At 69.0% G+C, this 25,846-nt stretch carries 23 protein-coding genes and 2 tRNA genes; 14 read left to right on the top strand and 11 right to left on the bottom strand.

Annotation, left to right across the window (positions count from 1 at the left end; all coding sequences use genetic code 11):
- Window positions 1-7: 7 nt before the first annotated feature.
- The 6 genes from BSY19_RS23490 to BSY19_RS23465 all read right to left on the bottom strand — a co-directional run bounded on the left by BSY19_RS23490 (window position 8) and on the right by BSY19_RS23465 (window position 7,731).
- Window positions 8-487 carry a TspO/MBR family protein gene (locus BSY19_RS23490; protein WP_069056272.1) on the bottom strand — a complete coding sequence of 160 codons (480 nt, stop codon included), beginning with the start codon at window positions 485-487 and terminating at the stop codon, window positions 8-10.
- 84 nt (window positions 488-571) lie between these two features.
- The gene (locus tag BSY19_RS23485; protein WP_069056271.1) at window positions 572-946 is read right to left on the bottom strand and encodes a hypothetical protein; all 375 of its coding nucleotides are present in this window, start codon (window positions 944-946) and stop codon (window positions 572-574) included.
- A gap of 20 nt (window positions 947-966) precedes the next feature.
- Complete coding sequence (locus BSY19_RS23480) at window positions 967-4,092, bottom strand: efflux RND transporter permease subunit (protein WP_069056270.1); 3,126 nt, start codon at window positions 4,090-4,092, stop codon at window positions 967-969.
- A 12-nt stretch (window positions 4,093-4,104) separates the two neighbouring features.
- A complete protein-coding gene (locus BSY19_RS23475) occupies window positions 4,105-5,811 on the bottom strand; it encodes an efflux RND transporter periplasmic adaptor subunit (RefSeq protein WP_069056269.1) in 1,707 nt (568 codons plus the stop codon).
- Between the two features lie 62 nt (window positions 5,812-5,873).
- Window positions 5,874-6,401: a hypothetical protein gene (locus tag BSY19_RS23470; protein ID WP_150129710.1), complete on the bottom strand. Its 528-nt coding sequence runs from the start codon at window positions 6,399-6,401 to the stop codon at window positions 5,874-5,876.
- A 166-nt stretch (window positions 6,402-6,567) separates the two neighbouring features.
- Window positions 6,568-7,731, bottom strand: coding sequence for a mandelate racemase/muconate lactonizing enzyme family protein (locus BSY19_RS23465; protein ID WP_069056267.1), 1,164 nt, complete (start codon window positions 7,729-7,731; stop codon window positions 6,568-6,570).
- A gap of 148 nt (window positions 7,732-7,879) precedes the next feature.
- On the opposite strand from BSY19_RS23465, the gene BSY19_RS23460 reads away from it, so the two are divergent.
- The 11 genes from BSY19_RS23460 (at window position 7,880) to BSY19_RS23410 (ending at window position 20,230) form a co-directional block, all read left to right on the top strand.
- Complete coding sequence (locus BSY19_RS23460) at window positions 7,880-8,791, top strand: LysR family transcriptional regulator (protein WP_069056266.1); 912 nt, start codon at window positions 7,880-7,882, stop codon at window positions 8,789-8,791.
- Window positions 8,792-9,139: 348 nt separating this feature from the next.
- Window positions 9,140-10,078 (top strand): ABC transporter permease, encoded by a 939-nt coding sequence (locus BSY19_RS23455; RefSeq protein ID WP_069056265.1) that lies wholly within the window; start codon window positions 9,140-9,142, stop codon window positions 10,076-10,078.
- The gene (locus BSY19_RS23450; protein ID WP_236840438.1) at window positions 10,075-10,968 is read left to right on the top strand and encodes an ABC transporter permease; all 894 of its coding nucleotides are present in this window, start codon (window positions 10,075-10,077) and stop codon (window positions 10,966-10,968) included. The genes BSY19_RS23455 and BSY19_RS23450 overlap by 4 nt, the downstream gene beginning before the upstream one ends.
- Before the next feature lie 83 nt (window positions 10,969-11,051).
- Window positions 11,052-12,611 (top strand): ABC transporter substrate-binding protein, encoded by a 1,560-nt coding sequence (locus BSY19_RS23445; RefSeq protein WP_069056264.1) that lies wholly within the window; start codon window positions 11,052-11,054, stop codon window positions 12,609-12,611.
- Between the two features lies 1 nt (window position 12,612).
- Entirely contained in the window at window positions 12,613-13,509 is an 897-nt protein-coding gene (locus tag BSY19_RS23440; protein ID WP_069056263.1) for a metallophosphoesterase family protein, read from the top strand.
- Window positions 13,510-13,816: 307 nt separating this feature from the next.
- Window positions 13,817-14,644 carry a sugar phosphate isomerase/epimerase family protein gene (locus tag BSY19_RS23435; RefSeq protein WP_069056262.1) on the top strand — a complete coding sequence of 276 codons (828 nt, stop codon included), beginning with the start codon at window positions 13,817-13,819 and terminating at the stop codon, window positions 14,642-14,644.
- Window positions 14,645-14,787: 143 nt separating this feature from the next.
- Window positions 14,788-16,422, top strand: a complete 1,635-nt coding sequence (locus tag BSY19_RS23430) for an ABC transporter substrate-binding protein (RefSeq protein ID WP_069056261.1) — start codon at window positions 14,788-14,790, stop codon at window positions 16,420-16,422.
- A gap of 13 nt (window positions 16,423-16,435) precedes the next feature.
- Entirely contained in the window at window positions 16,436-17,428 is a 993-nt protein-coding gene (locus BSY19_RS23425; RefSeq protein WP_069056260.1) for an ABC transporter ATP-binding protein, read from the top strand.
- Window positions 17,425-18,426 (top strand): ABC transporter ATP-binding protein, encoded by a 1,002-nt coding sequence (locus BSY19_RS23420; protein ID WP_069056259.1) that lies wholly within the window; start codon window positions 17,425-17,427, stop codon window positions 18,424-18,426. Before BSY19_RS23425 ends, BSY19_RS23420 begins: the two co-directional genes overlap by 4 nt.
- Window positions 18,426-19,358 (top strand): ABC transporter permease, encoded by a 933-nt coding sequence (locus tag BSY19_RS23415; RefSeq protein WP_069056258.1) that lies wholly within the window; start codon window positions 18,426-18,428, stop codon window positions 19,356-19,358. Before BSY19_RS23420 ends, BSY19_RS23415 begins: the two co-directional genes overlap by 1 nt.
- Before the next feature lie 68 nt (window positions 19,359-19,426).
- Window positions 19,427-20,230 carry an ABC transporter permease gene (locus tag BSY19_RS23410; RefSeq protein WP_236840600.1) on the top strand — a complete coding sequence of 268 codons (804 nt, stop codon included), beginning with the start codon at window positions 19,427-19,429 and terminating at the stop codon, window positions 20,228-20,230.
- A 196-nt stretch (window positions 20,231-20,426) separates the two neighbouring features.
- Here the strand turns inward: BSY19_RS23410 and BSY19_RS23405 are convergent.
- Window positions 20,427-20,501, bottom strand: a tRNA-Gln gene (locus tag BSY19_RS23405).
- Window positions 20,502-20,705: 204 nt separating this feature from the next.
- Here BSY19_RS23405 and BSY19_RS23400 point away from each other — a divergent pair.
- Window positions 20,706-20,782: transfer RNA gene (locus BSY19_RS23400), tRNA-Pro, on the top strand.
- Between the two features lie 78 nt (window positions 20,783-20,860).
- Here the strand turns inward: BSY19_RS23400 and BSY19_RS23395 are convergent.
- Entirely contained in the window at window positions 20,861-21,514 is a 654-nt protein-coding gene (locus tag BSY19_RS23395) for a hypothetical protein (RefSeq protein ID WP_069056256.1), read from the bottom strand.
- A 138-nt stretch (window positions 21,515-21,652) separates the two neighbouring features.
- On the opposite strand from BSY19_RS23395, the gene BSY19_RS28080 reads away from it, so the two are divergent.
- Complete coding sequence (locus BSY19_RS28080) at window positions 21,653-21,790, top strand: hypothetical protein (protein ID WP_171905198.1); 138 nt, start codon at window positions 21,653-21,655, stop codon at window positions 21,788-21,790.
- Window positions 21,791-21,866: 76 nt separating this feature from the next.
- Here the strand turns inward: BSY19_RS28080 and BSY19_RS23385 are convergent, their stop codons facing one another.
- Window positions 21,867-22,493 carry a biotin transporter BioY gene (locus BSY19_RS23385; protein WP_069056254.1) on the bottom strand — a complete coding sequence of 209 codons (627 nt, stop codon included), beginning with the start codon at window positions 22,491-22,493 and terminating at the stop codon, window positions 21,867-21,869.
- Window positions 22,494-22,619: 126 nt separating this feature from the next.
- Here BSY19_RS23385 and BSY19_RS23380 point away from each other — a divergent pair, with 126 nt between their 5' ends.
- Window positions 22,620-23,534 carry an MBL fold metallo-hydrolase gene (locus BSY19_RS23380; RefSeq protein ID WP_069056253.1) on the top strand — a complete coding sequence of 305 codons (915 nt, stop codon included), beginning with the start codon at window positions 22,620-22,622 and terminating at the stop codon, window positions 23,532-23,534.
- Between the two features lie 3 nt (window positions 23,535-23,537).
- On the opposite strand, the gene BSY19_RS23375 is transcribed toward BSY19_RS23380, so the two are convergent.
- Both BSY19_RS23375 and BSY19_RS23370 read right to left on the bottom strand, forming a co-directional pair.
- Window positions 23,538-24,314, bottom strand: coding sequence for a DUF1499 domain-containing protein (locus BSY19_RS23375; protein WP_069056252.1), 777 nt, complete (start codon window positions 24,312-24,314; stop codon window positions 23,538-23,540).
- Between the two features lie 88 nt (window positions 24,315-24,402).
- A complete protein-coding gene (locus BSY19_RS23370) occupies window positions 24,403-25,659 on the bottom strand; it encodes a LysM peptidoglycan-binding domain-containing protein (RefSeq protein WP_069056251.1) in 1,257 nt (418 codons plus the stop codon).
- Window positions 25,660-25,846: the final 187 nt, after the last annotated feature.

The raw sequence follows: 25,846 nt of genomic DNA, 5'->3' as shown, positions 1-25,846 counted from the left end.
GGCGCCGTCAGGCCGGGGCGTTGGGGTTCATCCGCCAGACGGTGTAGTTCAGGAACGCCGCGAAGCTGACCCAGGCGAGATAGGGCACCAGCAGCCAGGCCGCGAGCGAATCGATCGGCGAAAACAGGGCGATCAGCGCCGCGATCGAGACCCATAGTGCCGACACGTTAACGAAGGCGAGGTCCATCCGGCGCAGGCCGAAGAACACGCCCGACCACATCGCGTTCAGGACGAGCTGGATGCCGTAGACGGCCAGCGGCAGGGCGGCGCCACTGAAGCCCGCCTTGCGCCAGACCAGCCAGCCGGATGCTGCGATCATGCAGTAGAGCAGCGTCCAGGCCGGCGGGAACAGCCAGTTCGGCGGCCGCCACCAGGGCTTCGCCAGCCCCTCATACCAGGCGCCGGGCTTGAAGATCGCACCCGAACTCGCCGCCACCACACAGGCGATGACGAAGCCCGCCAGGCCCAGGCCATCCATCAGCGTCATGAGTCTGCAACCCGTCGATCGTCGAGGACAAGGCGCACAGGCTAACACAGCCAGCGCATTGCGCTGCAGCGAATTGGGACCGGCTCAGTTGTTGGTGAAGCGCGCCTGCAGGGCCTGGCCATCCGCGAGCGTGGCGGAGATGACGATGCGCGCGCCCACGCCCAGCGGCTGCGCGAGCATTCCGACCAGCTTGTTGGGCTCGACGGGGCTCAGCGCCACCGTCGTGGTCTTGCCGGCGTCCTGGACGATGGCGCGCGCCGCCTTCGTGCCCGCCGAGGCCAGGGGCTTGTCGACGGCGTCCGTCAGGTAGAGGACGAGCTCGGTGCCTTTCGCGACCATCTCGACATGGCGCCCGGCGACGTCGACGAGCGGGCCGCCATTGGGGCCTTTCGCCAGTTCGTGCGCGGAGGCGGTCGTGACGAGGCCGAGGACAATGAGGGCGGTGATGCGGCTAAGCATGGCTGGTCTCCTATTGTGTTTCAGAACGCTTCCTGGGCCGATGGGCTGCCATCGCTCGCCATGCGGCTGGCGATGATGCGCTCGAGCGGCTTTCGGCCGAAGGTCAGGAACAGGACGGGCGTCAGCACCGTGTCGATGATCGTCGCCGAGATCAGACCGCCGAAGATCGTGACCGCGACCGGGTGCAGGATCTCGCGCCCGGGCTGGTCGGCGCCGTAGAGCAGCGGGATCAGCGCGAGCCCCGCCGAGAGCGCCGTCATCAGCACGGGCGTCAGCCGCTCCAGGCTGCCGCGGATGACGAGCTCGCGCCCGAAGCGCTCGCCCTCGTAGAGGGTCAGATTGATGTAGTGCGAGACCTTGAGGATGCCGTTGCGGGCCGAGATGCCGGCGAGCGTGATGAAGCCGACCATCGAGGCGACCGAGAGCGGCTGTCCCGCGAGGTGCAGCGCCACGACGCTGCCGATCAGCGCGAGCGGGATGTTGCCCATGATGATCAGCGCCAGCACCGCCGACTGGTAGCGGGTGAACAGCACCACGAAGATCAGCGCCAGCGACACCAGGCTGAGCAGCCCGATCCGCAGCGTCGCCTCCTCCTGCGCCTGGAAGGTGCCCTCCATGCGGGTGACATAGCCCTGCGGCAGCGGCGTCTGCGCGACGACCCCGCGGATGTCGGCGATGATCGCCGCCATGTCGCGCTGGCCGTCACCATTGCCGTAGACCGCGATGCGACGCTGGCCGTTCTCGCGCTGGATCTGGTTGGGGCCGTCCGTCTCGGAGACCGAGGCGATCAGGCGCAAGGGCAGGTGGCCACCGGGCGTCGCGATCAGCAGGTCCTCGAGCCCGGTCGTCGAGCGGTCCTGGTCCGACAGCCGCAGCACGACATCGTAGCGGCGGTTGCCGTCGACGATCTGCGAGACGGTGCGGCCGTTGGAGAGCGTCTCCAGCGCCTGGGTGACGCTGGCCGGCGTCAGGCCGTAGAGCGCGGCCTTGTCGTGGTCGACGTCGATGCGCAGCTGCGGGATGCGGACCTGCCGCTCGATCTGGAGATCGACGAGGCCAGGCACGGAGGCGAGGCGCTCGCGCAGCGTCTCGGCGAGGCTGCGGATGGTGTCGAGGTCCTCGCCATAGACCTTGAGCGCGATCTGGGCGCGCACGCCCGAGAGCATGTGGTCGAGCCGGTGGCTGATCGGCTGGCCGATGTTGACCGAGACCGGCAGGACGCTCAGCGCTGCGCGGATATCGGCGTGGACCGCCTCCTTGGGCCGCTCCGAACGGTGGAGATCGATGTCGACCTCCGAGGAATGGACGCCCTCGGCGTGCTCGTCGAGCTCGGCGCGGCCGGTGCGGCGGCCGATCGACTTCACCTCGGGGACCCTGAGGACGAGCTGTTCGGCGAGGAGCCCGAGGCGGTGGCTCTCGGCCAGCGAGATGCCCGGGTTGTATTGGAGCGAGACCACCAGCGTGCCCTCGTTGAAGGGCGGCAGGAAGGTCCGCGGCAAGAGCGTCGCGCCATAGACGGCCAGCGCCACGCCGATGCCGACGACGGTGACGAGCAGCGCGCGGGTTTCGAAGGCGAAGCGCAGCAGTGCCGCATTGCCCCGCTTGAGATGGCGCACGACGAAGGAGTCGCGCTCATGGCCGCTGGGAGCGCGCGACAACAGGTAATAGGCCATCACCGGGGTCAGCGTGATCGAGACGATCAGCGAGGCCAGGATCGAGACGATGTAGGCAATGCCGAGCGGCGCGAAGAGCCGCCCCTCGATGCCCGACAGCGCAAAGAGCGGGATGAAGACGAGGATGATGATCGCGGTGGCGTAGACGATGCCCGACCGGACCTCCTGCGAGGCCGCCGCGATGACCGCCAGCACGGGCCTGGGCGCGGCGCTCTCCCGGTTCTGCTTCAGCCGCCGCAGGATGTTCTCCACATCCACGACGGCATCGTCGACCAGTTCGCCGATCGCGATGGCGAGCCCGCCCAGCGTCATCGTGTTGATGGTCAGGCCGAAGGCCTGGAAGACCAGCACCGTCGTCAGGATCGAGACCGGGATCGCCGTCAGCGAGATCAGGGTCGCGCGGACATTCATCAGGAAGAGCAGCAGGATGACGGCGACGACGCCGGCCGCCTCCAGCAGCACGCGCTCGACATTGGCGATCGAGGTCTCGATGAAGCTCGCCTGCCGGAACTGGACATTCGTCGCGGAGATGCCGGCGGGCAGGGTCTTCTGGATCTCGGCCAGTGCGGTCTCGACCTGGCGCGTCAGCGCCACGGTGTCGGCTTCCGGCTGTTTCTGGATGCCGATGATCACGGCCGGCCGGCCCTGGTAGCCGGCGTCGCCGCGCTTGACCCGGGCCGCGAAATCGACGCCCGCGACCTGGTGCAGCAGGATCGGCTGGCCCTGTCGCTGCATCACGACGGTGTTGCGCAGATCCTCCAGCCGCTGCGTCAGCCCGACATTGCGGATCAGGTATTCGCGACCCTGCTGGTCGATGAAGCCGCCGCCGGTGTTGGTGCCGAAGCGGGTGACCGCCGCCTCGATCTGCTCGGGCGTGACGTCGAGTGCCTGCATGGCCGCGATATCGGGCGTGATCCGGTACTGGCGGACCTCGCCCCCCATCGGGATGACCTGCGAGACGCCGGCGATGTTCAGGATCTGCGGCCGGATGATGAAGTCGGCGATCTCGCGGACCTCCATCGGGGAGGCCCGGTCGGCCGTCACCGCGACCAGCATGATCTCGCCCATGATCGAGGAGACCGGGCCCATCTGCGGGTTGACGCCACGCGGCAACTGCTCGCGCACCAGCGACAGCCGCTCGGCGACGAGCTGGCGCGACCGGTAGATGTCGGTGCCCCAGTCGAACTCGACATAGGTGATCGAGAGTCCGACGCCCGAGACGGAGCGCACGCGCAGCACGCCGGGCATGCCGTTCATCGCCGTTTCCAGGGGATAGGTGACGAGCTGCTCGACCTCCTGCGGGGCGAGCCCCTCGGCTTCGGTCATCAGCGTGACGGTCGGGCGGTTGAGATCGGGGAAGACGTCCACGGGAACGCGCGGCAGCACATAGCTGCCATAGGCCATGAGCACGAGCGCGGCGGCGATGACGAAGAGCCGGTTGCGCAGGCTGGCCGAGACGAGGAGGTTGAACATCGCGCCCTCGTCTCAGCGGATCTGGTTGAGATGTTCGGCGCCGCGCACGACGATGCGTTCGCCCGGGGCGACGCCGGCGCGGATCACCAGCCTTGTCGCGTCGAACGGTTCGGTGCGGACTCGCCTGGGCTCGAAGCGCTCGGGATCGGTATGTCGCCAGACCAGGGCCTCGCCATTGCCGCCGCGCACGACGGCGTCGCGCGGCAGGATGATGCCGCTGACGCTGGCGCCGTTGCGAGCCGTCACCCGGACGGGCTGGCCGATCGCAACCGTGGCGGGCGGGTCCTCGACGGCGAAGTGCACCAGCGTCGCCTGCTGCTGCAGCGCCCGCCCGGTGCCCCGGAAGGACAGGTTGAGCGGCTTGCCGCCGGGCAGCAGCGCCGAGGCGCCGTCGAGCTGCGAGAGATCGACATCGCCATAGGACAGGGCCTCGATCCACAGGCCCGCGGGGTCGACGATCTGGAACAGGACGTCCTGCGAGCCGACGACCTGACCCGCCACGACCCGCACTGCGGAGACCACGCCGTCGAGCGGCGCGCGCAGCAGTTCGGGCTCGATCCGGATGCGCCCGACGATCTCGCGCCGCCGCATCAGCCCGGCGAGCTCGATCTCGAAATCGATGACCTGGCTTTGCGGCGCGATGGCGCGCTCGGCCAGGCTGCGCGAGCGCTTCAGCTTCGCCTCGACCATGGCGATCTGCTGCTCGATCTCGCCGACGCGCTCGGCGATGGTGGTGCGGTCGGCCTGCGGCACGGCCTGCTCGACGGTGGCCAGGATCTCGCCGCGCCGGACGATCTGGCCCAGCCGCGGCAGGCCGCTCTCGGGTGCGACGATCCGGCCGCCGGTGATGCTCTGGACCTGGCCTGAGCGGTTGGGATCGGCGATCACGCGGCCGACCAGGGCCAGGGTCTTGCGCGCTTCCTCGGTCTTGGTGACCTGGGTGCGGATCTCCAGCAGCCGCTGCGTCGGCTTCGGCGCGAAGACCGAGCCGTCCGCGAGACGGCGGGGGGTATCGCCGGCGGGCGGTGCCACCTTGGCCGCCTCACCATGATCATGGCCTTCATGGGCGCTCGCCAGGCCCGTTCCCCCGATCAGCAGCACGAGGACGAGGCCGGTCATGGACAGGGCCGGGCGCGAGCGGCGGAGTGTGGCGCCGAGCAGGAGCCCCACGGCCAGCGCCGCGCCCATCGCTAGGTACAGGACCGGCACCGGCCGGCCCGCGATGACGACGCTCGCAGCCCGCGCGGAGGCGTGGCCCGATGCCGCCGGAGCGCCGGCCGCCGGGGTGGTGGCGGCCGGGCGGTCCAGCGTTCCGATCAGGAGGTCGTCGCCGCCGGGATGGGTGATGGCGAAGACGAGTTCCAGCGGTCCTGCGCCGACGAGCCGGTCCGAGGCCACGACGTAGGTCCCCTCCGGCGTCGGTCTCGCCTCAACATCCGCCCCGGTGCCGATCGTCACGACGATGCCGGCATCGGTGACGGGGGCGTTGCCGGCATAGCGGTCCAGGAACAGCGTCAGCCGGTCGCCGCGCAGGATGCCGACGAGTTCATAGGCGTCGGAATGCAGCGCCACCCGCGGCGAGCCCGCCGTGGCGACAGGCGCGGGCGGGGCGCCATGGTCGTGGCCCTCATGGGCCGCGAGCGGGGCAACGGACAGGAGGGAAGCCAGCGCCACAGGCGCGACGAGGCAGCGTGCGAGGCTGCGGACGAACGAAAACATGAAACGAACCCATCACGATCGGCATGCCCATCCGGCGGCGCGGCTGGACAGCCGGCCAACGCTCAAGCGATGTCGATGGTTCGTGGAGGTCTCGCCTGCAGGCCCGGCTCCCGGACCGGAGAAGCGCGCTCGGGCGCCGTGTCGAGCCGGATCCGGTGAGGGGTCCGCAGCAGAAGCGACGCGACGTCGTGCTCGATTGCGGCGACGGTGCAGATCGTGCCGCAGCAGCTGCGGCCCTGCGAACCTTCATCCGGCGGACAGCCCGTCTGCACCGGCGTGCCGGTCGCCGCCGGGTCGCAATGGGTTGCCGCCTCGGCTGCGCGTGGAGCGGCGGCGATCGGTGCGCGCGCATCGTGCGGCCGGGGCTCGGCCGCCGGCGCAACGGTCCTGGGCGCCGCGCCGTGACCGGCATGCGCATTCGCCGGCACCGCCCAGGCGAGCGACAACAGGACGATCAGGGCGATCGCCTTCAGCAGCCTGGCCGGGATGTCCAATGCGTTCACGTCGTGGCGCCGATTCGGGAGGTGCGGGAAGAAATGAAGCTTCCCAAGGGGTAAGGTCAAGAGACGGCCCCGGTGCGTGCTCGGCATGGTTACCGGGGGTCGAGCGGCGCGGCCGCTATTGGCCAGCCGAGGACGAGACCCGGCCGAAGAGCGGACCATGCCGACGCCCCGCACCAGGCCCTTCATCGCGATGGAACCCGTGGTGCGGTTCGCCGCGCGTCGAAACCGCGCCAGCGCCTGGCGCTGGCGCGATCTATTCGGCGAGCTCGCGCATCACCTTGATCAGGTCGCCCTTGCCCTCGAAGCCGATGCCCGGCAGCTCGGGCATGACGATGTGGCCGTCTTCGACCCTGACACCGTCGGGAAACCCACCATAGGGCTGGAACAGGTCCGGATAGCTCTCGTTGCCGCCCAATCCGAGACCCGCCGCGATGTTGAGCGACATCTGGTGGCCGCCATGCGGGATGCAGCGCGCGGGCGACCAGCCGAACTGGGCGAGCACATCGAGCGTGCGCAGATATTCGACGAGCCCGTAGGACAGCGCGCAGTCGAACTGGAGATAGTCGCGGTCGGGCCGCATGCCCCCGTAGCGAAGCAGGTTCCGGGCATCCTGATGCGAGAACAGGTTTTCTCCCGTCGCCATCGGTGCCGGGTAGAACTCCGACAGCGCCGCCTGGAGCGCGTAGTCGAGGGGATCGCCGACCTCCTCGTACCAGAACAGCGGGTACTGGCGCAGCATCTCGGCATAGGCGATGCCGGTCTTCAGATCGAAGCGGCCATTGGCATCGACTGCGAGCCTCGCCTGGGAGCCGATCTCGTCGAGAACCGCCTCGATCCGGCGCTGGTCCTCGCCGATCGAGGCGCCGCCGATCTTCATCTTCACGACCGTGTAGCCGCGGTCGAGATAGCTGCGCATCTCGGCCCGCAGCTGGGCATCGTCCTTGCCGGGATAGTAATAGCCGCCGGCGGCATAGACGAAGACCCGTGGGTCCGCCTCGCGGCCCTTCTGCTGCGCCAGCATCCGGAACAGCGGCTTGCCGGCGATCTTCGCCGTCGCGTCCCAGATCGCCATGTCCAGCGTTCCGACCGCCACGGAGCGTTCGCCATGGCCGCCCGGCTTCTCGTTGACCATCATCGCCGCCCAGAGCTTGTGCGGGCAGAGATTGTCGCCAGCTTCGTTGAGGACGCTCTTCGGCTCCGCCTGGAGCAGCCGGTCGCGGAAGCGCTCGCGGATCAGGCCGCCCTGTCCGTAGCGGCCATTGGAGTTGAAGCCGTAGCCGACGACCCGCCGGCCGTCCCTGACGACATCGGTGACGACGGCGACGAGGCTCGCCGTCATCTTCGAGAAGTCGATATAGGCGTTGCGGATGGGCGAGGCGATCGGCTTGGTGACCTCGCAGACATCGACGATCCGCATCGCTTTCCTCCCTGGTGTCGGCATGCCGTTTCGGCATCGCCCTGCGCTGTGCGACGGGTCTGTTCCCGCTAAGGTCCGTGCTTAGAGCTGGACGTGTTGCTTCGACCAATGCCAAGTTCGGTTTTGGCCATGCGCGAACGGCATCGGGATGGACTACGATTGGCTGTCGGATTTCCAGGCCTTGGCGGAGCACCGAAGCTTCTCGCGGGCCGCCGACGCCCGCAACATCACGCAACCCGCCTTCAGCCGCAGGATTCGCGCGCTGGAGGAATGGATCGGCACGGCCCTGTTCGAGCGGGGACCGCAGGGCGCGCGCCTGACGGCGGCCGGCGCGCATTTCCAGCCGCATGTCCGGGATCTGCTGGCCCTTCTCGATCGGGCGCGACGCGAAACGCGCGCTGTCGGCGACCGAAGGACCACCGCGCTCGCGATCGCCGCGACCCATGCCCTGTCCTTCACCTTTTTCCCGGGCTGGATCCGGCGGGTGATGCAGTCGCAGGCGCTCGGCACGATCAACCTGATCTCGGACAGCATGGCGGCGTGCGAGCAGCTGATGCTTTCGGGCGAGGTCCAGTTCCTGCTCTGCCATGTCCACGAGGCCATGGCCCCGCCGTTTGCGGCGGACCGTTTTCCCAGCCTGCGCGTCGGCGACGACGTGCTCGTGCCGCTCTGCGCGCCGACCGAAAGCGGGGGGCCGAGATGGACCCTGCCCGGCGCGGCCGCGCAGCCGACCCCCTATCTCGGCTATAGCCAGGCCTCGGGTCTGGGGCGGATCATCGCGGCCTGCGGCGGGCTTGAGATCGGCACCACCGTGACCGGCCTGACATCCCATCTCGCCGCGACGCTGGCGACGATGGCGCGCGACGGGCATGGCGTCGCGTGGTTGCCGCTGACGCTCGCGGCCGAGGATCTGGATCGTGGCCGCCTCGTCCGTGCCGGATCGGACCGCTACGACATCCCGGTCGAGATCCGGCTGTTCCGATCGGCTGGCAGACGCAGCGAAGCGGCCGACGATCTCTGGGCCGTCGCCGAGGGGCCCGTCCCGAGCGGGCCCGGCTGAGCGCCGACGGGGTCGCTCGACCCGGCCTGTGGCGGGCTCTGACGCCTCCAGGCGCTGGATACCTCACCGTGCTGAAGCGCGGCTTGCGGCGGGAGCGATGGTCGAGAGGCCGCTGACATCGCGCGTTGGGCGTGCCGGCCTGGCCAGGCCGACGATCCGCGTCACCGTCTGGGGCGCCTTCGCCATGGCCGCGCGTCCGGTCGGTCTCGGGCAAAGGCCCACCTGCTGTCACGCCGCTGACACCTGAGAGCAGTAGCAGACCCGCCTTCTTGCCGGCGCATCTCATGGCGGCGGCGAGACGGCGCCCCCCACTCCCGGGTGTTGGTGGCCTCTGGGAATGGCAACGGCATGCTGAACTTCATCGCCCGGCGCATGATGCGAGCGCTTCTGACGCTCGCGATCTGCGTCACCGCCGTGTTCGTCGTCCTGCGGCTGGCCGGCGACCCGACCGACATGCTGCTGCCCGACGACACGCCGCCCGAGGTCAAGGCGGATTATCGCGAGCGCTGGGGCATCGACCGGCCGATCGTCGAGCAGTACGCCCGCTTCCTGCTCGCCGTGACGCGCGGCGATCTCGGGGTGTCGTTCGCCGATGGCCGTGCGGCGGTCGTCGTCGTGGCCGAGGCCATTCCCAACACGCTCCTCCTGGCCGCAGCGGCGCTGTGCCTGGCGCTGATCATCGGCATTCCGCTGGGGATGCTGGCCGCGCTGAAACACAACTCGGCGCTGGACCGGATCGTCATGTCCATCGCCGTATTGGGCTTTTCGATCCCGACCTTCTTCTTCGGCATCCTGCTGATCCTGCTGTTTGCCCTGACGTTGCGCTGGCTGCCCTCCTCGGGCACGGACACCTGGTGGCATCTGGTCATGCCGACGCTGACGCTCGCGGCCGGGCTGCTCGGCAAGATCGCGCGCTTCACCCGCACGGCGATGCTCGAGGCGCTCGGCCAGAGCTTCGTGCGGACGGCGCGCGCCAAGGGCGTGCCCCGACTGCCGGTGCTGCTGCGCCACGTCTTTCCCAACGCGGCGGTGCCGCTGCTGATGTTCCTCGGGATCGAGACGGGGCTGCTGTTCGCGGGTGCGGCCGTGACCGAGACGATCTTCGCCTGGCCGGGCGTCGGCCGCCTGCTGGTCTCGTCGGCAGGCGCGCGCGATCTCGCAGTGATCCAGACTGCGATCCTGTTCGTCGCCGCCGTCATCATCGTCTCGAACCTGGCCGTCGATATCATCCACGCCCTGATCGACCCGCGGGTCGACGTGCTCGGCGCAGAGGGGCGCCCGTCGTGAGTGCCGCCGAGCCCCTGGCCGGCGGCGCCGTGTCGGGCGGTGCCCATGCGCGGTTCTCCGGCGGCATGCCGCTCAGCATCCGGCTCGCCCTCGGGTTCCTGCTGCTGATGGTCGTGGTGTCGCTGCTGGCGCCGGTGATCGCGCCCTATGATTTCGCTACGCAGAACCTCGCGCGCCGCCTGCGCCCGCCGGTGTTCTGGGGCGGTGAGTGGGCCTATGTGCTCGGCACGGACCATCTCGGGCGCGATATCCTCAGCCGCCTGATCTACGGCATCCGGACCTCGATCGCGATCGCCCTGGCGGGAACGCTGATCGGGGCGGCGATCGGCACGGTGCTCGGCTATGTCGCGGCCCGCCGCAGAGGCTGGCTCGACGACGTGATCATGATGATGGTGGATGTCCAGGCCGCCCTGCCGGCCTTCTTCATCGCCATCGCCTTCATCGCGCTCGTCGGGTCGAACCTGCTCATCTTCGTCGTGCTGGTCAGTCTCGAGGGCTGGGAGCGCTACACCCGACTCGTGCGCGGGCTCGTGATCTCGGAGCAGGCGGCCCTCTATGTGCGGGCGGTGAAGGCGCTGGGGGCGACGGCCAACCGCGTCAACCTCAAACACGTCCTTCCGAACATCGCCGCCTCGCTGGTGGTGCAGATGACGATCACCTTTCCCTGGGTGATCCTGCTGGAGACCACGCTGTCCTTCCTGGGTCTCGGCGTGCAGCCGCCCGGCACGTCTCTCGGGCAGATGCTGGGCGCGGGCCGGAACTACCTCCTGCAGGCCTGGTGGATCGCGGTCTGCCCCGGCCTCGTGATCTTCCTCACGACCCTGTCGGTCAGCCTGTTCGGGGACTGGCTGCGCGACCGGCTGGACCCGACGCTCGACGGAGCCGCCTGACCCGGCGCGCTGCCCCCGGCCTGTCACGGGCCTGTCGCGTGCGTCGCATAGCCCTCCGCCACCGCTCTCCGGGAACCCTTGCCATGTCGCTCAATCGCCGTCGTTTCGTTCAGGGCGCCGTTGCCGCACCGTTCGTCGTCACCACCCCCCATGCCTTCGCCCAGACCGACCGGCGCCCGGCGCTGACGGTCGCCGTCGCCGAGCTGCCCAAGGTTCTCGAGCCGGCGATGGAGCTGAACAATGTCGGCACGCGCGTCACCTATTCCGTCTTCGACACGGTGATCCGGCGCGACTTCAAGAGCCAGCCGGGGGGAGGCGGCTCCAAACTGGTGCCGCATCTCGCGCAGTCCTGGGAGCGGGAGAATCCGCGTTCGCTGGTCGTCAAGTTCCGGCCCGACGTGAAATTCCACAACGGCGACGAGATGACCGCCGAGGACGTCGCCTACACCTTCCGCAACGGGCGCCTGTGGGGCGACAAGGCCGAAATCCCGGGTGGCCGGCCGTTCTTCGGCACGCTCGAGGCGGTCGAGGCGATCGACCGGCACACCGTCCGTTTCAAGACTGCCGCGCCCGATGTGCTGATGGAGCAGCGGCTGGCCTCCTGGTGCTCCTGGATCGTCAACAAGCGCCATTATGAGCAGGTCGGCCTCGACGGCTTCGGCAAGAACCCTGTGGGGACCGGCCCCTTCCGCTTCTCGCGCATGCGGGCCAACGAGTTCATGGAGTTCGAGGCTTTCGACGGCTACTGGATGGGCCGGCCGAACGCGCGGCGCGTGACCTTCCGCGAAGTCCCGGAGCTGTCCGCGCGCATCGCCGGCCTCGTTTCGGGTGAATTCGACCTCATCACCAATGTGCCGCCGGACCAGATCCAGGTCATGTCGAGCTACAAGGATGTCGAGGCGCGCTCGGTCGTGCTGGCCAACAGCCATCTGCTGACCTTCGATGCGCGCAGCCCCGGCACCTCGGACAAGCGCATCCGGCAGGCGCTCGCGGTCGCCATCGACCGGCAGAAGCTGGTCGACGCGCTGTGGCTGGGCAAGGCGGTGATCCCGCCCTCCCACAACTATCCCGAATATGGCGACATGTTCCTCGAAGGGCGCGGTCTGCCCTTCAACCCCGAGCGGGCCCGCGCGCTGCTGCGCGAAGCCGGCTACAAGGGCGAGCCGATCACCTACCGCACGATGCCGAACTACTACACCGGCGCGCTCGACGCCGCCCAGATCATCGTCGAGATGTGGAAGGCCGTCGGCATCGACGCGCGTCTCCAGGTGGTCGAGAACTTCGCCCAGATGCAGGGGGCCGGGCAGCAGGTCGGCAACACCTCGAACTCGACCCGCTTCCCGGATCCGCTCGGCGCGATCTGGCCGAGCTGGGGCCCGGCCTCGGCCTTCCAGACGACCAAGGCCTTCGCCGAGGTGGATGCAGCCCCCTTCAACGCCGCCGGTCGCGCCCTGCTCGGCGAGACCGACCCCGCCAGGCGCAAGGCGCTTTTTGCCCAGATGCTCGACGCCTATGAAGATGCCTGCCCCGGCACGATCCTGTACCAGCCGTTGGAGACCTATGGCGTGAAGAAGAAGGTCAGGTGGACGCCCTACAGCTTCTTCTTCATGGACCTGCGCGCCGACAATCTGAGCTTCGCCTGAAATGACCACAGCCCAAGGCGCCGACCGCCCGCTTCGCGTTGTCCAGGTTTCGGACACGCATCTGTCGGAAACCCATGCCTATTTCATCGACAACTTCGATGTCTTCGTCAACGAGATGCAGGCGCTGCAGCCGGATCTGATCGTCCATACCGGCGACATCTCATTCAACGGTCCGGTGAGGCCGGCTGATCTCGCCTTCGCCAAGGCGCAGCTCGACCGGCTGCCGGCGCCCGTGCTGACGCTGGCGGGCAACCACGACATCGGTGAGGCCCCGCCCTTCTCGCGGCTCGACCAGCCGATCGATGCGGCGCGCATGGAAGCCTGGACGACGACGGTCGGCCCGATGTGGTGGAGCCACGATCTCGGCCGCTGGCGGCTCATCGGGCTCGACAGCGCCCTGATGGCGTCGGGCCTGGCGGAGGAGGCGGCCCAGCTTGCGTTCCTGCGCGATCAGCTCGCCTCGCGCGGGCCGCGCCAGGCCATGGTCTTCATGCACATGCCGCCCTTCGAGACGGACGCGAAGGACGAGCGCCCGACCACCTCCTGCGTGCCTCATCCGGCGCGGCGGGCCCTGCTCGAGACCTGTCGCGATGCCGGCGTCAAGGTGATCGCCTGCGGGCATCTGCACGTCTATCGCCGAATCCGCTATCAGGGCATGGGCATCGTCTGGGCGCCGCCGACGGCGATGGTCCACTTCGAACGCCAATGGCGCAAATGGCGGCGCTGGTCGCGACCGGGCTATCTGGTCTGGACCTTGGATGGCGGCAAGATTCGCCACGACCTCGTCGAGCCCCGGATGATGATCGCGCAGGACACCTCGCGCTGGACCGATGTCGGGGGCACCACCACCAACATGCCGCCGCGGCCCCTGCGAAGGCACAGCGCAGAGCCGGCTTGAGCGGCTGACACCCCCGCGCTGACACGCGGCCGCGGGCCCCTGTCGCGGGCCGGCGGTCAGACCGTCCTCGTGGATCGGCTGTCCGAGGTTGCCGGGGGCCGCGAACCTTCGCCGTCGCGGCGTCCGGCAATGATCTGTAGCCGACTATGCGAATCGTGCAGACTGGTTTCTCGTCTGTGTTTCGCCCGCGGCTGTCATCGGCGCGTCACCGCCGGATGGCTTAGTCCCCGCCGAGGCAGCGACGCCTGTCCGCAGGGACCTTGCCAAGGCCCCGATCCGATTTCCCGCCTTTTCCGGACCCCTCCTCATGTCTCTGCATCAAGCCCTGCCCGTCCTCGGCGCCGCGCTCCCGCTCGCCGGTCTCCGGCTTCACCGCGACTGGATCCTCGACAAGCAGCGCGACGTCGAGGTGCAGGACTTCTTCCTCGCCGACGTCCTGAACGGCGACTGGAGGCCGCTGGCCGACGACGTCAAAAAGGCTCTCGACGGCCATACCGGGCGGCTGGGGATCCACGGCCCGTTCTGGGGCTTCAACATCGCCTCGAAGGACCCTGATGTGCGGGCCATCGTGCACAAGCGCATGCATCAGGGCCTCGACGTCTGTGCCCATCTCGGCGCGACGCAGATGGTGATCCACTCGCCCTACACGACCTGGGACTACAACAACCTCGACGATCATCAGGATGCGCGCCAGCTGACCATCGAGCTGACGCATGCGTCCATCGGCGACGCCGTCCGGCGTGCGGCCGATATGGGCGTCGTGCTCGTCATCGAGAACATCGAGGACAAGGACGCCCATATCCGCGTCGATCTCGCCCGCTCCTTCGACAGCGAGTTCGTCCGCGTCTCGATCGACACCGGACATGCCAACTACGCCCATGGCTCGACCGGCGGCCCGCCGGTCGACTATTTCGTCCATGCCGCGGGCGACATGCTCCACCACGTCCATCTTCAGGACACGGACGGCTACGCCGACCGCCACTGGAACCCGGGCGAGGGCAACATCCGGTGGAACGCCGTTTTCAGGGCGCTCGAGCGGCTGAGCAGCAACCCGCGCCTGATCCTCGAGGTCCGCAACAAGGACACCGTCAGGGCCGGGGCCGATCACCTGATCGCGCTGGGTCTGGCCCAGTAACGGCGCATCTCCCCCACCGCCCTGTCATCCAGCTGTTGCTCTGGGTGACTAGCGTCCGAGGCCATGGCGCTGCGGACCCAGGCTGAGGTCCCTGCGGGCCCCGTTGGCCCGCAATCGCCCATTTCATCATTGGAGAGACAGTCATGGCCGCTTTCACGCGACGCAAGGCCCTTCAGTTCGGTGCGGCGACGCTCGGTGCATCCGCGCTGCCGCAATTCGCCATCGGCCAGTCGGACAACCGCCCCTCGATCACCATCGCGGTGCAGAAGATCGTCAATTCCAACACGCTCGACGTGCTGCGCGAGCAGTCCAATGTCGGCGAGCGCATCTTCTTCACCTCGCTCTGGGAGCCGCTGATCGGCAAGGACTGGCTCGGCAATCTGATGCCGCGCCCCGGCCTCGCCACCGAGTGGAAGCGCATCGACGACCAGACCGTCGAACTCAAGCTGCGACAGGGCGTGAAGTTCCACAACGGTGCCGAACTGACGGCCGAGGATGTCGTCTTTACGTTCTCGCGTGAACGCATGTTCGGCAACACCGAGGCCAAGAACCGCTCGACCATCAAGGCCTTCGAGACGATCCCGACGCCGCGTCCCGGCAAGGAACTGCCGGCCGAAATTCCGGCCGTGGCGCGTCGGGCCTGGCCCGATCTGCTGCGCGTCGACGCCATCGATAAGTATACCGTCCGCTTCTACAACGCGACGCCGGACGTGACGCTGGAGGGCCGCCTGGCGCGCTACGGCTCCGACATCATGAGCCGCAAGGGCTGGGAAGACGCCGCCAGCTATCTCGACTGGGCCCGCAAGCCGATCACGACCGGCCCCTACAAGGTGGTCGAGTTCCGGCCGGACAATTCGCTCACGCTCGAGGCCCATGACGACTACTGGGGCGGTCGCCCGCCGCTGAAGCGGATCCGCTTCGTCGAGGTTCCCGAGGTGCCGAGCCGTATCGCCGGCCTGCTCTCGGGCCAGTACCAGTTCGCCTGCGACATCCCGCCTGACCAGATCAGCGACATCGAGAAGAACGCCGGCTTCGAGGTGCAGGGCGGCACCATTCTCAATCATCGGCTGACGGTGTTCGACAAGAACCACGCCCAGCTGCAGAACCCGCTGGTGCGGCGCGCCTTCACCCATGCCATCGACCGGCAGGCCATCGTCGACTCGCTCTGGGCGGGCCGCACCAAGGTGCCGGCCGGCCTGCAGTGGGAATACTACGGCGACATGTTCCACGCCGACTGGACGGTGCCCGAGTACAATCCGAAGCTGGCGGCCGACCTTCTCAAGCAAGCCGGCTACAAGGGCGACCCGATCCCCTACCGCCTGCTGAACAACTACTACACCAACCAGAATGCCACCGCGCAGGTTCTCATCGAGATGTGGCGCTCGGTCGGCCTCAACGTGCAGATCAACTCGGTCGAGAACTGGTCGCAGATCATGCAGCGCAACGACAGCCGTGCGGTGCGCGACTGGTCGAACTCCGCCCCGTTCAGCGACCCGGTGTCGTCGATCGTCAACCAGCACGGGCCCAACGGCCAGCAGCAGCAGATCGGCGAGTGGACCAACACGGAAATGAACCAGCTCTGCGAGGTGCTGGAGACCTCGACCGACCGGGCCCGCCGCCGCACCGCCTTCCGCCGCATGCTGGAAATCTGCGAGCGCGAGGACCCCGCCTATACGGTGCTGCACCAGAACGCGACCTTCACCGCCAAGCCCAGGGCCTTGCAGTGGAAGGCGTCGCCGGCCTTCGCCATGGACTTCCGGCCCGGCAATTATGTTTGAGGCGGGTCGGCAGATGGCCTCCACGCGTCTCACCCTGTCGGGCCTGACGGTCCGCTTCGATGGCGTGACCGTCCTGCACGGCATCGATCTGTCGATCGGCAAGGGCGAGGCGCTCGGCCTCGTCGGCGAGTCGGGATCGGGCAAGTCCGTGACCTGGCTCGCGGCGCTGGGCCTCTTGCCCGGCAAGGCGCGGGTCTCCGGCAGCGCCAGGCTCGATGATCTCGAACTGGTGGGCGCGAGCCCCGCTGCGCTCGACAAGGTGCGCGGCGGTCGCGTCGCCATGATCTTCCAGGACCCGACCAGCGCGCTCAACCCGGTGCTCAAGGTCGGCACGCAGATCGGCGAGGCGTTGTCCCTGCACCGCGGCCTGTCCGGCCGGGCGATCAAGGCCGAGGCCAAGCGGCTGTTCGATCTCGTCGGGATTCCGGATGCGGAGCGGCGCCTCTCGGCCTATCCGCACGAGTTCTCCGGCGGGCAGAACCAGCGCGTCATGATCGCCATGGCGCTGGCCGGCGAGCCCGACATCCTGGTCGCCGACGAGCCGACCACGGCGCTCGACGTGACCATCCAGGCGCAGATCCTCGACCTGATCAACACGGTGCGGCGCGAGATGGGCATGGCGCTGGTGCTGATCAGCCACGATCTCGGCGTCATCGCGGAGACCTGCGACAGGGTCGCGGTGATGTATGCGGGCCGCATCGTCGAGGAAGCGCCGGCCGCCGAGCTGTTCGACGCGCCCCGGCATCCCTACGCTCAGGGTCTGCTGAACTCCCTTCCGCCGCTCGGGGGGCCGCGCCGCAAGCTCGTCTCCATTCCGGGCGTGGTGCCCGATCCCCGCGCGCTGCCCAAGGGCTGCGCCTTCGCCCCGCGCTGCACGCAGGCGGCCGAGATCTGCCGGGAGGTGGTGCCCGCGCTGCGCCACGCCGCGACCGGCCGGCGCGTGGCCTGCGTGTTCGAGCCGGAGGTTCGCGCTCCCGTCGCCGAGCGCGAGCTCGAGCTGGCATGAGCGAAGCCCTTCTCACCGCCACGGATCTGTCGCGGACTTATGGGTCGCGGCGGGGCCTGTTCGGCGCGATCACCCAGGTTCGCGCGGTGAACCGCGTCAGTTTCAGCCTCGCTGCCGGCGAGACGCTCGGCATCGTCGGCGAGTCCGGCTCCGGCAAGTCCACCATGGGCCGCATGGCGCTCGGCCTCGAGGCCCCGGACGAAGGGGAGGTGCGCTTCGCCGGCCTGCCGATGCCGGCTTTCGGCTCGCCCGAATGGCGGGCGCAGCGCGCGCGCATGCAGATGATCTACCAGGACCCGCTCGGCGCGCTCGACCGCCGCCTGCCGGTCATCGTGCAGGTGCAGGAGCCGCTGGACATCCACCGGATCGGCGAACCGGCCCGGCGCCTTCCGCTGGCGCAGGAGATGCTCGCCCGTGTCGGTCTGTCGGCCGAACAGATGACCCGCTATCCGCATGAGTTGTCCGGCGGCCAGCGCCAGCGCGTCGTGCTGGCACGCGCCCTGATGACCAGGCCGGATTTTCTGGTCTGCGATGAGCCCGTCTCGGCGCTCGACGTGTCGATCCAGGCGCAGGTGGTCAATCTCCTCGTCGATCTGCAGGCCGAGTTCGGCCTCGCCATGCTGTTCATCAGCCATGATCTGCGCGTGGTGCGACAGGTCTCCAACCGCGTGGCGGTGATGTATCTCGGCGATTTCGTCGAGGAGGGCGACGCGGACGATCTGTTCGCCGCGCCGCTGCATCCCTATACGCGCGCCCTCGTTTCGGCAGCACCGGTGACCCGGCGCGCCGGCGGGCAGGCGCGGATCGTGCTGACGGGCGAGCCGCCGAACCCGGCCAACCGACCCGGCGGCTGCAGCTTCCATCCCCGCTGTCCGCTCGCCATCGACCGCTGCAAGCGGGAAGCCCCCGTGCTGCGATCCGTCGAACAGGGCTCTGGCCGCCGCGTCGCCTGCCATCTGGTCGAGCCGTCCAGCACGGCAATCGGCAAGGCCGCGTGATGCTGCGCTATTTCGCCATCCGGCTCGGGCGCGCGGCCATCACCATCGCGCTGGTGGTGACCTTCGCCTTCATCGTGCTGCGCCTGTCGGGCGATCCCGCGCAAATCATCCTCGGGCCCGAGGCGCCGCCCGAGGCGATCGCGGCCTTCCGGGCGGCCTGGGGCCTCGATGATCCACTCTGGCTGCAGTATTTCCACTATTTCGGGGCGATCGCCCAAGGCGAGCTCGGCCGCTCGATGCGCGACGGCCGCTCCGCGATCGAACTGGTGGTGGAGCGCATCCCCGTGACGCTGGCGCTGACGCTGCCGGCGCTCGCCATCAAGCTGTGCGTCGGTGTTCCCGCTGGCATCTATGCCGCGCTACATCGCGGCAGCCTGGCCGACCGCGTGGTCATGATGCTCTCGGTGGCGGGCTTCACCATCCCCAGTTTCGTTCTCGGCCTGACGCTGGTTCTGGTCTTCGCGGTCAAGCTCGGCTGGCTGCCCTCGGGCGGGCAGGACAGCTGGCGCCACGCGATCCTGCCCGTGCTGACGCTCGGCATCGGAGGCGGCGCCGTGCTGGCGCGCTTCACCCGCAGCGCCATGCTGGAAGTGCTCGGCCAGTCCTTCATCCGCACGGCCAGTGCCAAGGGCGTGCCCTGGCGCGACGTCATCATCGGCCATGCCCTGCCCAACGCCGCGATCCCGACCGTGACCATCATCGGCTTCATGATCGGCACGCTGATCGCTGGCGCGGTAGTGGTGGAGAGCGTGTTCTCCTGGCCCGGTGTCGGCCGTCTGCTCGTCGTCGCGGTGGCGAACCGCGATCTGGCCGTGGTGCAGTGCATCCTCTTGCTGGTCGCGGCGACGATGGTCACGTCCAACCTCATCGTCGACTTTCTCTACGGCTTCCTCGATCCGCGCCTGCGGCAGACAGTGGGAAAAGCGGCATGAGTGACCAGGTGCTCTCTCCCGCCGCCGCGGGCTTGCCGGCGCGCGGCCGGCGCTGGCCGGGTCAGGACATGCCGCTCGCGGCCAAGATCGCGCTCGTCTGGCTGGTCGCGATGATCGTCATCGCCATCGTCGCGCCGCTGATCAGCCCCTTCGTCTACACCGCGCCGAACCTGCGCAACCGGCTCGTGCCGCCGGGGACGCTGCCCCATATCCTGGGGACCGACGAGCTCGGCCGGGACGTGCTCTCGCGGCTGCTGATCTCGATCCGCATCTCGCTGCTGATTGCCTTCGGAGCCTCGATCATCTCGGCGGTGCTGGGGACGACGCTGGGCTTCCTCGCGGCGTATTTCCGGGGCCTCGTCGAGCAGATCGTGCTGATGCTGGCCGATTTCCAGGCCTCGATGCCCTTCCTGATCCTGGCCCTGTCGGTGCTCGCCTTCTTTGGCAATTCGCTGGCGCTGCTGATCGGCCTGATGGGCCTGTTCGGCTGGGAGCGCTATGCGCGCATCTCGCGCGGGCTGGCCATCTCCGCCAGCGCACAGGGCTACGCCTCGGCCTGCCGGCAACTCGGCGCCTCGCCGATCCGGGTCTATCTGCGCCACATCCTGCCCAACATCGCCTCGACGCTGATCGTCTCGATGACGCTGGTCTTCCCCGAGGTGATCCTGCTCGAAAGCGGCCTGTCCTTCCTCGGGCTCGGCGTGCAGCCGCCGATGACGAGCCTCGGCAACATGGTCGGGTATGGCCGCGAATACATCACGCGGGCCCCCTGGATCATGCTCGCGCCGGCGCTGACCATCGTGTTCACCACGCTGGCCGTCTCCGTCCTCGGCGACTGGCTGCGCGACAAGCTCGATCCCACCCTGAGATAACCTCGCGAACAGGGATCGCGGGTCGTGGCGGTCGACGGGCTGAGGCCCGCCGGGCGGCGCCGGAGCCATGCCGTTCCAGGTGAGATGCGACCGTTGTGTGCCAGCCTGCTGTGCCGCACCCTCGTCGTCCACAAGGTGGTGGCGCAACGCCGCAGCTGGCGATCTCGACCACCGATCCCGGAGAGTTGGCGTAGGCTGGCTGGGGCGGGAGGATTCGAACCTCCGCATGGCGGTACCAAAAACCGCTGCCTTACCGCTTGGCGACGCCCCAACGCGCCGCGCCTTCTAGAACGCGGCGGGGGCGCGCGCAACCGGCCAGATCGTCGCGAGAGGCCCTCCGTCCTCGGCTGCGGCGGTGGCTCCAGACCCGCGCGAGCCGAGGCGCGGGGAGGGCCTGCGGATAATTCGTCACGCAATGCCGCCGCGGCTGTTGCGCCGCGCCGCGGCGCTGGCTATAAGCCCGCCACCAGTTGATCGGAGTGTGGCTCAGCCTGGTAGAGCACCTCGTTCGGGACGAGGGGGTCGCAGGTTCAAATCCTGCCACTCCGACCAAAATTTCCCGGGACATCGCAAGACGTTCGGAGACAGGCCCTCAGGGGCCTTTTTCTTTGGCGCCGGCCCTGGCGGCCGTCAGCGCCCGTCCGGCGTCATCGCCATCACGCGGTCGAAGCCGCGCTCCCGTGTGAAGAGACAGCGCAGCTTCTTGACGCCCTCGCGGCCCTTGTCGACGGTGCCGTCGATCTGAAAGCCGCCCTCGGCCGAGGGCCCGACGCGCGCTGCGAGCTCGATCCGGCGCGGGCTGACGCCGTACATCGGCGCCGCCTCGGCCCGGCAGCGGTCGCGGAGCCTCGCGTCCGAGACGCCGGCACTGCTCCCGCCCGGCCTGCCGGTGATCTCGATCGACAGCGTGTGGCGGCAGGTCTCGTTGCGGCGGGCCGCGTTCCTCATCAGTGAAACCTGTGCGCGATAGGTCCCGGCCTGAGTCGCCGTCTGCCCGAATGCGTTGCCGGCGACCGAGCCGATATGGACCGCCTCGTCGGCGCCCGGCGCGTAGACGTTGAGAGTGCAGGAGCGGTTCGACGGCGTGAACAGCATCTGCAGCGTCTGCCCGGCGACCGTCTCGAAGGTGTAGTTGACTCCCCGGTCGCCCCGGATCGAGCCCTTGACGGTGGCTGCGGTCGCACCGGGCTGGAACCGGACCGGCACGGTCCGATCCTCGGCGAGAGCCGATGGGCCGGGCGCCATCGCGAGGGCCGTCATGGCGATGGCGAGGCGCGCGATCATGGTCTTCCCCCAGCGAGGTCTTCTCCCCGGATCATCGCCGTCGACAGCCGAGGCGGCAAGAGAGGAGACCGTCGTTCCGATGATGGTCATTTGCCCGACGAAGCTCTAGAAACGCGCAACAGCATCACGGGCATCATCATGAAGCGCGCTTTCCAGCTCCTCGGTATCCTCGGCCTGGCGACCCTGCTCGCCGGCTGCGACAAATGCGGCAATCTCGGCCCCTTCTTCACCGGGCCGGAGCAGAAGACCTGCACGAGTTCGACGCCGCAGGGCTGAGCGTCCTCCCCATCAGGCGGACATGAAAAAGGCCGGGCTCGCGCCCGGCCTCGATCATCTCGTCGCTGCGGCGCGCTCAGCCGCGGCGCTGCAGGACCGACCAGCCGGCGCGGGCGAGGCAGGCGACCAGCGCCAGCTTCAGCAGATCGCCCAGGATGAAGGGCTGCACGCCGAAGGCGAAGGCCTTGGCGAAGCCGATGCCGGTGGTGCCGGCGGCCATCTGTGCGCCCAGCGCCAGCCAGCCAAAGCCCAGCGCCATCATCACCACCTCGGCGGCGACGAGGCCGCCGACGAGGCGCGGCAACGAGGCGCCGCGAACGGCGGCCCAGCCGGCGATAGCCGCGGCGGCGACGAAGCCGACCAGGAAGCCGCCCGTCGGGCCGACGAGGTAGAGCGGGCCGGCGGCGACCGGCGGGGTGTTGGTGAAGACCGGCAGGCCGGCGAGGCCATAGGCGATGTAGAGCGCCACGGTGGCGGCGCCGAGCCGCGAGCCAAAGGCGGCGCCGACGCCGAAGACGACCAGCGTCTGCAGCGTCATCGGCACCGGCCAGAACGGCACCTTGATCTTGGCGGCCAGCACGAGGAGCAGGCTGCCGGCGACGGCGAGCGCAATGTTGCGCAGGAGCGCGGCGCGCGGGCCGGAGACGGCAGGGAGGGCCGCATGGGCCAGCGTCGGAGCCTGGAGGGGAAGCATCTGCGCCATGGGCGTGTCGTCCTGTCTGCAATGGCCGCGCTGCGCGGCCGGCTTTTCCGTCTATAGAAAATGCGGCAAAGCCCCACAAGCCGCGCGGCCCGCGCAGGCTTGCCCGGCGGCCCTGCGGAAACAGGCATGAGCGACGACATCGAATTCGACCGCAGCGCGACGGCTCCTCCCGGCGAGGTGGTGCAACTCTCGCCGCGGGTGCGGCGGCTGATCGCCGGCAATGGCGGGCCGATGACCTTCACCGGCACCTGCAGCTACATCGTCGGGCAGGGCAAAGTCGCGATTATCGATCCGGGGCCGGAGGACGCGGCGCATCTGGCGGGGCTGCTTTCTGCGGTCTCCGGCGAGACGGTGAGCCATATCGTCGTGACGCACACCCATCGCGACCATTCGCCCGGTGCGCGGGCGCTGAAGGCGGCGACGGGGGCGGAGATCGTTGGCTGCGGGCCGCACCGGCCCTTCCGCGATCTTGCCGCGGGCGAGGCCACCCGCCTCGACGCCGCCGCGGATTCCGAGCATGCGCCGGACCGGCTGATGGCGGAGGGTGACGGGGTGACGGGGCCGGGCTGGAGCCTCCTGGCGATCGAAACGCCCGGCCATACCGCCAATCATCTCGCCTTCGCGCTGCCCGAGGAGGAAACGCTGTTTTCCGGCGACCATGTCATGGCGTGGTCGACCACCATCGTCGCCCCGCCGGACGGGTCGATGGCAGCCTATATGGCCTCGGTCGAGAAGCTGCGCGGGATGGAGCATGCGCTCTACCGGCCGGGCCATGGCGGGCCGGTGACCGAGCCGCAGCGCTTCCTGCGCGGGCTGGTGCAGCACCGGCGGCAGCGCGAGTCGGCGATCCTCGGCCGGGTGCGGGCCGGTGACGAGCGCATTTCCGCGATGGTGCCGCCGATCTATCAGGGTCTGCCGCCCGCCTTGCACGGCGCCGCCGCGCTCTCCGTGCTGGCCCAGCTCGAGGATCTCGTTCTGCGCGGGCTCGTTTCCTGCGACGAGGCGGTGCCGGGGCTCGGCAGCCGCTACCGCACGGCCTGAACCTCAGCGCGATTCGACCAGCAGTTCGACCTCCTCAGCGAAGGCGGCGATCCGGGCCGCGTTGATGCCGAGATCGTGGGGGCCGATGCGCGATGCCGAGCGGATGTCGATGCGGCTGCCGTCGGCGCGCGGGCGGATGCGAATGGTGATGTCCTCGGCGGTGCGCAGCAGGCGCGCGCGGGCGACCGCCTCGATGCGCCCGGCGCCGCTGCGCCCGCCGGGGCGCGTCGCCTCCAGCACCTGCCAGCCGCGGGCCAGCGCCGCGCGGCGGGCGATGTCGAAGGCCGTCTCGGCGGGTACCTCGAGCACGATCGGCACCGTCTTGGGATAGGCCCGGCGCTGCAGGCGGCGCCGCTCGGCGGGAACGTCGGGCGGCACGCGCCCGGCACGGGCGTCCAGCGCCGCGCGCGAGCGGCTGAAGGCCGGCGGATCGTCGATGTCGGTCGAGATGTCGGCCAGCGCCGGCAGGGTGACGAGCCTGAAGACGACATAGGCGGCCGGAACCAGCATCAGCACGCCCATCAGGAAGGCGCCGGCCGCCATGCCGACGCCGCGATGGCCGGACTGCCAGATCCGGGCGAAGGCCACGAGCGACAGCAGGAGCGCCAGCAGGGCGACGCCATAGGCGGCGGCGACGGGTGCGAGACCTTCCAGCGTCGGCTCGCCGCTGCGGAAGACGAGCAGGGCGAGCACCAGCACCGCCAGCGCAAACCAGGCCAGCCGCCGGCTCCAGAGCGCGGCGCGCGAGACAGGCTCCTCGAAGACGAGACGGCGATGCATGGGCCAGTGGTGCAACCGTCGCTGCGGGAAGGCAAGCCGGCCTGGTCCGACCGCGTGCGATTCGGCCGGCCGTGAAAGGGCGGCAGGCTCAGTTGTAGGACTTCCAGTTCAGCGAGCGGCGCTTCGCCTCGGCGAGCTGCGCGGCCGTATAGACATGCCGCTTCAGGATCCGGAGATAAATCTCCTTCGGGACGCGATTGGGGTTGGGGCCGATGAGCTCGCGGTTGGCGTCCCAGATCAGCGGCCACATGTGGTGGGTGCCGTAGTAGCTCATCGACACCTTCGAGAGCATCGCCCCCTGCGCCGGGACATAGTGCATCGCCATCACGTCGGAGGCCGGCGGAGGCCCCGGCGAGGGATTGGGCGGCAGCGGCCCGGCATTGCGGTCCGCGAGGAAGGCGTCGAAATCGGCCTGCAGCCTGGCAACAGGCACCGAGGGATTCAGGGTGATCATGGCGGCCGCTCGGACGACCACGGCGGCGAGCGGGCCGAATTTGTCGAGCTGGTTTGCCAATGATGGGTCCAGCGCCCAGTTGTGGATGTTCAGGATCGGCTCGTTCGTGAGCCGGAAGCTCACGCCATAGCGGCGTCCGAGATCGTCGAGATTTGAGAAGACACCTGCGCGATCGAATATCTTGACGCTGCCCCCGCTTCGCCCGACGACGATGAAGTGGCCGACCCGGTTGCCCTTAAGGGTGGTGCCGTCGATGAAGGCGAGTGTGACGCCATCGACACCTCGCGCATGGGTCGCCAAATCCTGCCATGTCCTGATGACGCGACCCGACGTCTCGCTGACACGGGCGCCCAAGTCCCGCAGGGCCGTGTCGATGTCGGTGATGGTCATCCCCTTGCGTGAAATGGCGTCGAGTGGACGGCCCGCCTTCCTGGCGATTTCCACAAGCGGCACGGGAATGGCCTGGCCCGTCCGCTGCATGGCCTGCGCGGCTGCAATCAGACCGCAGACCCCGCCCCTGATCCGCCTCCAGATGGCGAAATTGGACAGTCTCTGGGCGACGCTGCCGACGAAGGGGACCAGCAGGTTGCCGGTTCCTCGAACCACCTTGCCGACCGGGGTGACGCTGAGAAGACGCAGGACGTCCTCGGCGACGCCGAGCTTGCTGCCTTCGGCTGCGCCGGTCCCCAGCTGCATCATGTCCAGCGCGAGCATCTCTGGGACCCGGAGCGGCGCCATCGAAATATCCTCGATGGTGGCGTTCATTGTCGCCATCAGCACGACGGCGAAATTCTCGGGATGGGCGTCGATCCAGGCCTTGGCGTGGACATGCCGGCTCGGCTCGATGAAATTCCTGCGGTAGAATTCCGCCAGTTCGGCTGCGACATACATGGGCGTGCCCCTTGGCTGAGGAAGCGATGGGGACGATCCTGGCATGACGCAGGACAGGGGCCTGTTTCGTGCGGAACAAGCGGGCTCGCCTGTGCCGTCGAGATGGTTTAGCGGTGATCTGTCGAACCGAGGGGGACTGCCGCTTGCCTGCACGAGACGCCGCTGCCGACGCCTTGTCCGCCGAACC

Source organism: Bosea sp. RAC05 (assembly GCF_001713455.1).
GTDB lineage: Bacteria > Pseudomonadota > Alphaproteobacteria > Rhizobiales > Beijerinckiaceae > Allobosea.
Note: the sequence above shows the minus strand (reverse complement) of the source record. Positions and strands in the feature narration are given on the sequence as shown.